Annotated in this window: 8 protein-coding genes; 3 read left to right on the forward strand and 5 right to left on the reverse strand. The window is 40.7% G+C overall.

Annotated elements, in window-relative coordinates; genetic code table 11:
* Positions 1–111: 111 nt before the first annotated feature.
* Positions 112–534, forward strand: coding sequence for a hypothetical protein (locus tag WBA23_RS24905; RefSeq protein WP_424584988.1), 423 nt, complete (start codon positions 112–114; stop codon positions 532–534).
* Between the two features lie 73 nt (positions 535–607).
* Here WBA23_RS24905 and WBA23_RS24910 read toward each other — a convergent pair whose 3' ends face one another.
* The 4 genes from WBA23_RS24910 to WBA23_RS24925 all read right to left on the reverse strand — a co-directional run bounded on the left by WBA23_RS24910 (position 608) and on the right by WBA23_RS24925 (position 3,015).
* Entirely contained in the window at positions 608–832 is a 225-nt protein-coding gene (locus WBA23_RS24910; protein WP_424584989.1) for a hypothetical protein, read from the reverse strand.
* Positions 833–864: 32 nt separating this feature from the next.
* Complete coding sequence (locus WBA23_RS24915) at positions 865–1,305, reverse strand: c-type cytochrome (protein WP_424584990.1); 441 nt, start codon at positions 1,303–1,305, stop codon at positions 865–867.
* A gap of 412 nt (positions 1,306–1,717) precedes the next feature.
* Positions 1,718–2,311, reverse strand: coding sequence for a nucleotidyltransferase family protein (locus WBA23_RS24920; RefSeq protein WP_424584991.1), 594 nt, complete (start codon positions 2,309–2,311; stop codon positions 1,718–1,720).
* The gene (locus tag WBA23_RS24925; RefSeq protein ID WP_424584992.1) at positions 2,308–3,015 is read right to left on the reverse strand and encodes a DUF3667 domain-containing protein; all 708 of its coding nucleotides are present in this window, start codon (positions 3,013–3,015) and stop codon (positions 2,308–2,310) included. Before WBA23_RS24925 ends, WBA23_RS24920 begins: the two co-directional genes overlap by 4 nt.
* A gap of 112 nt (positions 3,016–3,127) precedes the next feature.
* Here WBA23_RS24925 and WBA23_RS24930 point away from each other — a divergent pair, with 112 nt between their 5' ends.
* Together WBA23_RS24930 and WBA23_RS24935 are read left to right on the forward strand one after the other, a co-directional pair.
* Positions 3,128–4,300 (forward strand): aminotransferase class V-fold PLP-dependent enzyme, encoded by a 1,173-nt coding sequence (locus WBA23_RS24930; protein ID WP_424584993.1) that lies wholly within the window; start codon positions 3,128–3,130, stop codon positions 4,298–4,300.
* Between the two features lie 193 nt (positions 4,301–4,493).
* A complete protein-coding gene (locus tag WBA23_RS24935; RefSeq protein ID WP_424584994.1) occupies positions 4,494–5,123 on the forward strand; it encodes an LON peptidase substrate-binding domain-containing protein in 630 nt (209 codons plus the stop codon).
* 18 nt (positions 5,124–5,141) lie between these two features.
* Here the strand turns inward: WBA23_RS24935 and WBA23_RS24940 are convergent.
* Positions 5,142–5,372, reverse strand: a 231-nt coding sequence (locus WBA23_RS24940; protein WP_424584995.1) for a T9SS type A sorting domain-containing protein, incomplete at its 5' end; no start/stop codon positions are given.

Here is a 5,372-nt window from a genome sequence, read left to right on the forward strand (position 1 = left end):
ATATAAGAGCAGAAAGGTTTTATGGGAGCATCACTAATAATTTATAAGCTCGACTAAACCTTTGATCATTGGTATGATCTAAGCTTCGTAAACCAAAAAATTTTAAACAACATGAAAAAAATAGTAATTCTCAGTATAGTGTTTTCTTTAGTATTTGGAACAATGGCTTGGGCTCAGCCTGACGGCCGCCGTGGTGGTGAACGCCGAGGTGGAGATCCCACTGAACGTGCCGAACGGTTGACTACTTCTATGACCGAGTTATTAAATCTGGACGAAGATCAGCAAAACCAAGTAGGTGATTTAAATCTGGAGTACGCTATGAAGATGCGAGAGTCTTTTCAAGAAAGCCAAGGTGATCGAGAAGCCATGCGCGAAACAATGATTGCACTAAACCAAGAAAAAGAAGAAAAGCTAGCAACTATGCTTAACGAAGAGCAGATGCAGCTTTACCAAGAGAAGAAAGATGAATTTAGACAAAATGCCCGCGAAAGGCGCGGCAAACGCCGAGGTAAGAGAGACTCGGCTAGTGAATAAATTTATATATTTTCCTTCAAGAAGGGCGGTGAACGCATGGTTCGCCGCTTTTTTTGTTTACTGGCGGGATTCTTCAAACAGGTATGATTTTACTTACCGCATTGTAGGTAAGTCGTACTAAAGCAATAGCAAACAGGGCATCGAATACTTTGATAAAGGTGCGCTCTTCCATAAATCCTTGGAGGAAAGATCTATGTAAAGAGATTGGTATAAGGTTAAATGCGTTTGACGAATTCAGTGCCGAGTATAAAAAAACTCCGGCAACTACTAGCGCAATAATTAACGGTATAGGTTTCATCGGCTGTCAGAAAAATTTGCTTTTCTGACTAGTTACCCTTCATCCCGTACTGCTTTTACTTCGGCGAATGTAACTACCTCGCCTTCATTTCCCCAGCTGTTACGAACGAAATTTAGCACGTGAGCAATCTCTTCGTCAGAAAGGGGCTGCGGGGGCATCATGCCGTTGTAGGTCTCTCCGTTTACAACCATTTCACCTTCCGAACCGTGCATTACCTGCTGGATGGAGCGCGTTTTATCCGCCATTAAGTAGTCAGATTCCGCCAGCGGTGGGAAAGCACCTGGTATCCCTTCACCTTCGCTCATGTGGCAGGCTAAGCAGTAACCTTGATAAATTTCCTCGCCTAACTTAATACTTTCTTCCAAGTCAGGTTCAGTTTGCTGAGGGTTACTAATTTCTCTCAGATCTGAGCGAACAAAGAGGATAGATGAGATATAAAGAACGCTACTGATAACTAAATAGGGATAGGTCATGGTGATGAATATATTGATACGAAATCTTTAAAGATAATAAAGATTGACCTACTTTACTATGGTGCTATGAAGTAAGTATTTTCACGTAGATATTCTTTTATCAATTCTCAATTGTGATACAAAATCTATCTTGCTGCCACTTTAGGAGGATTATCTCGAATGTACTGGCGGTTATTTTCTGAATACCGTTTATTGAGGATAATATGATCTGAAACCTTGCCTACCAACCAAAATCTATTTTCTGTTTCCGGCATTCAAAAGATACCTGACCTTTGTATCAGCGTACCGTTTTACCGATGGTGTTCTGAGGCAATTCCATTGGATTATTGGGAATACCGGATTTTGTAGAGATGTAGCGGTTCGCTGGGGCGGCGGCATCGGTTACCCAACCAGTGTGTAATTAGTCGTGTTTCTATAAATTCGTAAATATCTCTTTTATCCGGTTAAAGTCTTCGGGAGTATCTACATCGTAAATACCTTCAGCGAAATCAACGGAAGTGACTTGAGACGCGAAACGAGACATAATATGTTTGGCCCCCACCTGCCCGTCTAGCGCAGTTAGTTCAAAAAAAAGTGATTTGTCGAATAATGCCGGAACGCCTACGGTGCCACGATAAGCAGAGGCGATAATCGTTTTATCGGTTTGCTGCTGAAGGGCAATTAACTGTCTTAATAAAGATGGACTGACAAAGGGCTGATCACATAACATAATAATTATGGCATTGCAATTAGAGGCACATATCAAAATATTCTGAATGCCGACTCTAATAGAAGAACCCATACCGGTACGCCAATTAGAATTGTGTGCTGTCATCACGTCCAGATGTGCTATGTCTTTTTCAACTAGCTTATGATGAGCACCTGTGACTACCACTACTTTTTCGCTAACTGACTGATCCGTTTGTACCGCTCGCCCAATCAGCGATTGTACTTGCAAGCGCATGAGTTGTTTAGGCTGGCTCATGCGGCTAGCTTCACCCGCGGCTAGTATGATAATTGGAATCATCCTTCCGTTCCAGATAATGCTCCTAGAACGATACCACCGATTAATGAGATAAGCGCAATTCCCAGAAAGTAAATAATATTAACCAATACCGCAATGCCAGCTGTTCTCCATTTCTTTTCAGGGAAAAACGATACAAGCGCCCATATCAAGTAGACAAACCATATGAGTTGGCTTATACTATCTGATAACGCAGGATAGTAATATAATCCGAGGGCAGTAAGTAGATATATTAGCGTATACTCAGCCGATATGAAAGCACTAAATGTTAAGTGTTCAGCATAATTGTACTTTCTTTTTCGGAAAAACCAATACGTTGCTAATGCTAGTAGCGGTACTAGTAGAAACATAACAAAGTTATAATACTGGTAAAGGTATGTCATAACTTCCTGTCGGGATTGTTGAACTTGTTGGTCGCTTGTTCTTAACATACCTTGATCGAGAGCGCGACCTACTAGATCTAATTTAATAATGACGAAACTAGCTATCGCTGTAGAAAAAACTAGAAAGCGAACTGGATTGGAATAACGTTGACGATCGCCAGCTAGGTAAGCGCGGATAGTCTTACCGGGTCTAATCAGTAGCTCTTTAAAAGTGAAAAAAAAACCTTTATCCCAGCTAAGGGTGCCCAGTATTTCTTGCCATAAATATTGAAGTGTGATACGGGGTGGTTTTTCGGTTGTGTTTTCTATAATACTCTTTTCCATAGCAATGCTAAATCTCATCCCATGCTGGGAAAATTTTCCAAAATCCAGAAAACTGCCTTTCTTGCCATTTATTGGCTGGACAAATTCAAAATTATCATAAAAATAGTGGTTTATGCAAACGACCTTAACTGAGCTTACACAAAAGAAAGACTTATTCTCGCTTCCTTCGGAAGTTACGTACCTCAACTGCTCTTACATGGCCCCCCTGTTAAAGTCAGTAGAGGAAGCCGGAATTATTGGATTACGGAAAAAGCAACTGCCAACGCAGTATAGCCATTATGAATTTTTTGAAGAAGTAGATCACGTAAGAAAGTTGTTCAGCCAATTAACTAATATTGATGATTATCAGCGAGTTGCAATCCTTCCGGCAGTATCTTACGGTATGGCAATCGTAGCAAAAAACCTGCGTATTCATTCAGGTAATAATATTGTTGTAGCGGGAGAACAATTCCCTAGTAATGTGTATTCCTGGCGTAAAAAAGTAGCGGAAGCAAATGCTGAACTGCGTACTATTGCGGCACCAGAAACATTTGAGAGCCGAGGTGAACAGTGGAATGAAAAGCTGCTGGAAGCTATTGATAATCAAACTTGTATGGTGGCTATTGCGCATACTCATTGGGCAGACGGTACGCGCTTCAATCTCAAAGCCTTACGGAAAAGAACTCGTGAGGTGGGTGCGCTACTAGTAGTAGATGGTACGCAGTCAGTAGGGTCTATGCCATTTGATGTGGCTGAGATTCAGCCTGATGCGCTGATTTGTGCGGGATACAAGTGCCTAATGGGTCCTTACGGCATCACGCTTGGCTATTTTAGCGAATACTTTGACCAGGGTAATCCTTTGGAAGAAGGGTGGGTAACCCGAAACCATAGTGAAGATTTTAGCAATTTGGTCAACTATCAAGATCAGTATCAAACGAAGGCAATACGCTACGATATGGGAGAGCGCAGTAACTTTATTCTCATTCCCATGATGGGAAAGGCCCTGGAAGTAGTATTGGAATGGCAGCCCGAGCAAATCCAGAAGTATTGTCGAAGTATCTCGATGACAGCAATAAAAAAACTATCTGCATTGGGATTCTGGGTAGAAAAAGAGTCTTACCGAGGACATCACCTTTTTGGCGTGCGCATACCGGAAAAACTATCGTTAGATAAACTGCAAAATACGCTTGAACAAGCTAAAATAGTGGTTTCGGTGCGAGGTAGGTCTATGCGGGTGTCGCCCCACGTATATAATGAGGAGCAGGATTTAAATCGTTTAGTAGCTTGTTTACAGAACTTACTATAAAAAAACCCCGAATGCAATTAAGCACCCGGGGCCAACTATCAACCTTAAACAAACGCTAAGAAAAAAATCCTTGCGCATATAACCTAATACAAATGCTGTGCCAATATCATCATACAATTTCTTAAAATAGTTATCTATTCATTTTTAATTAACTATTACCGAATGAAGTAGTTATGAGATTATAAAGCATATTATGGATAATTTTTTACCCTTATTTCCTCTTAAGTTAGTGGCTTTTCCGGGTGAGCAACTCAACTTACACATATTTGAAGAGCGTTATAAACAATTAGTTAATGAGTGTATAGAAGAGAATAAACGGTTTGGAATTCCGGCCTACATTAACAATCAAATTGAGTGCGGTACCGAAATGAGTGTAGAGCGAGTTGGAAAAACGTACTCTGATGGTCAGTTAGATATTGTGACAACGGCTCATCGGGTTTTTAAAGTAGTTAAATTCTATCGGGTAGCACCGTCTAAGCTGTATGCCGGAGGTGACATTATTTTTCTAGATAATATTTCTGATGCAGACTTTGCTAAACAGCAGCAAATGGTAGAGCTTACCCTAGAGCTGTTTGATGTGCTGAGTTTGTCTGATAATTTTACTTTGGGTGATCAGATTCCAGCCTTTGATATTGCTCATAAAATTGGCCTATCCAACCAGAAAAAATACGAATTACTGCAAATAGAACGAGAAAGTGATCGGCAGCAATTTGTGATTGATCATTTGGAAGAATCTATTCCGGTGATTCGAGATATGGAGAATGCTCGTGAGCGTATTCGTATGAACGGACACTTTCAAAAATTTGATCCGCTAGATTTTTAGGCAGAGCGCGCATACAATCTATCGCAGCACAGAAAAACGGATAATTTGATGTTCTTCTTTAGTAATAATTTCAGCGAGATATATTCCTGATGGCATACCTGAGATGTCCGTCTTCCAAGTAGTATTTGCATCTTTCGGATTTACTAAGTAAGTATTGTACACCAACCCTTGAGCATCCATAATATTTACTTGAGTAATATCAGTTGGCCTAGCCCCCCAGTTAATTGTTAGCCAATTAGAAGTAGGGTT

The sequence above is a fragment of the Tunicatimonas sp. genome, from assembly GCF_049647865.1.
Classification (GTDB): domain Bacteria; phylum Bacteroidota; class Bacteroidia; order Cytophagales; family Cyclobacteriaceae; genus Tunicatimonas.

Coding starts and splice junctions, on each gene's coding strand:
- WBA23_RS24910 (WP_424584989.1), bottom strand. CDS start 832: ATGAAACCTATACCGTTAATTATTGCGCTAGTAGTTGCCGGAGTTTTT.
- WBA23_RS24915 (WP_424584990.1), bottom strand. CDS start 1,305: ATGACCTATCCCTATTTAGTTATCAGTAGCGTTCTTTATATCTCATCT.
- WBA23_RS24930 (WP_424584993.1), top strand. CDS start 3,128: ATGCAAACGACCTTAACTGAGCTTACACAAAAGAAAGACTTATTCTCG.
- WBA23_RS24925 (WP_424584992.1), bottom strand. CDS start 3,015: ATGGAAAAGAGTATTATAGAAAACACAACCGAAAAACCACCCCGTATC.
- WBA23_RS24920 (WP_424584991.1), bottom strand. CDS start 2,311: ATGATTCCAATTATCATACTAGCCGCGGGTGAAGCTAGCCGCATGAGC.
- WBA23_RS24935 (WP_424584994.1), top strand. CDS start 4,494: ATGGATAATTTTTTACCCTTATTTCCTCTTAAGTTAGTGGCTTTTCCG.
- WBA23_RS24905 (WP_424584988.1), top strand. CDS start 112: ATGAAAAAAATAGTAATTCTCAGTATAGTGTTTTCTTTAGTATTTGGA.